This is a genomic window from Alicyclobacillus shizuokensis NBRC 103103 (genome assembly GCF_001552255.1).
GTDB lineage: Bacteria > Bacillota > Bacilli > Alicyclobacillales > Alicyclobacillaceae > Alicyclobacillus_G > Alicyclobacillus_G shizuokensis.
Genome location: NZ_BCQV01000117.1, coordinates 1 through 1,319 on the forward strand (window position 1 = coordinate 1; position 1,319 = coordinate 1,319).

At 44.7% G+C, this 1,319-nt stretch carries 2 protein-coding genes and 1 pseudogene; all 3 read left to right on the plus strand.

Annotated elements, in window-relative coordinates; genetic code table 11:
• A pseudogene (locus ASH01S_RS19425) lies at positions 1 to 346 on the plus strand (hypothetical protein); the annotation flags it as partial.
• An 88-nt stretch (positions 347 to 434) separates the two neighbouring features.
• Positions 435 to 560: a hypothetical protein gene (locus tag ASH01S_RS19570; protein WP_281178247.1), complete on the plus strand. Its 126-nt coding sequence runs from the start codon at positions 435 to 437 to the stop codon at positions 558 to 560.
• A gap of 159 nt (positions 561 to 719) precedes the next feature.
• A complete protein-coding gene (locus tag ASH01S_RS18735; protein ID WP_157067241.1) occupies positions 720 to 1,160 on the plus strand; it encodes a hypothetical protein in 441 nt (146 codons plus the stop codon).
• The last annotated feature ends 159 nt before the right edge of the window (positions 1,161 to 1,319 follow it).

Consider the following 1,319-nt stretch of genomic DNA (forward strand, 5'->3'; position numbering starts at 1 on the left):
GGGCGGGCGGCGGACCGTTGAAGAATACGTGGCCAAGCGCCGGAAGGAGCTCAAGTTGGAGCGTGCCGAGAGGTATGAGCAGCTTGAACATCCCGGCGGCGCGCAAGTGGATTTTGGCACGGCTTATGTTGGACAACCCGGCGAGCTCGTGGAGCGAAAGGTACTCACCATGTCTTTCCCGTTCAGCAGCCTCTACGTACGGTGGTGTGGGAAGTCGGGGGTTAGTCGCCCCCTCTTACCCGATTTGGTGATTAGGATTTTACAGCGGTACGCATTAAGAATTCGTGACAAAATAACAAATTCACATTATACTATGATCCATCCCATTATTTATAATTTATCTTGATTTGCATATATTATTTATGGTAAACTCAGAACAAACAACCTATTTCGATACTAGGGTTGTATAGATTTATCGAAAAGGAGATGCAGGGATGAACATGCTGGCTAAGTCTCTCGTCGCTGCAGGCGCTACCGCGCTGGTCCTTGGATTTGCAAATGTTTGGGTTGCGAAAGCTGACACGACTCTCTCCTATACGCCACAGCAATACGAAGAATAACTGGAGAACTATAGTGCACAAGATGCTATTGATGCTGGCGTTCCATCCGATCAAGTTGATGCGGCCGTTCAAAATGCAAAGCAGGAATTAGCACAATTTGAAGCTCTTTCTCCCGACCAACAGCAAGAGTTCCTCAACTTAATGGGGGATTCCAATGCTATGCAATCCGTGTTGGATGGGACGAACACAAACCCAGATATCTCACTTACCCAGACCATTATTGGTGACGACACTACTGGTATGTATAATCCTCTGTCTACAACGACACACTCTGTGTCCTATGCTTATTCTATGACTTTATTTGGTATATCAGTCACAAAATACGAGGTGAGTGTACGATACAAAGTTTCCGGCTCAAAGATCACGAGTATCCTTGATAAGGACGGATATGTTGTACACAACTACAACCCAGAAGTTCAAACGAGCCTAGGCTCTGTTAGTGCTTGGATCTCGAATAACGATGCTTTTGCAGAAGCCAGGTTTACCTATGGTATTGGACCATTTCAAGGCCTTTCAGTTCAGCTCGGAAATTGCTTTCTAGAAGTTGAGGGCAATTATAAAGGTCATGTGGTCGATACGGCCTATTGGGAGGAGTCCTAACTTTCGCAACAGAATAATGAATCTTATATAGTATATTCTAATGTATGGAGGGAGGGATAATTTGAGCAAGCCATTGAAGGTTATCTTATGGGTAATTCTCGGGATTATTGTATTAGGTATAGTTATTGGCGCTATAACCTTTTACAGTAATCGCTAAGA

Coding starts and splice junctions, on each gene's coding strand:
- ASH01S_RS18735 (WP_157067241.1), top strand. CDS start 720: ATGCAATCCGTGTTGGATGGGACGAACACAAACCCAGATATCTCACTT.
- ASH01S_RS19570 (WP_281178247.1), top strand. CDS start 435: ATGAACATGCTGGCTAAGTCTCTCGTCGCTGCAGGCGCTACCGCGCTG.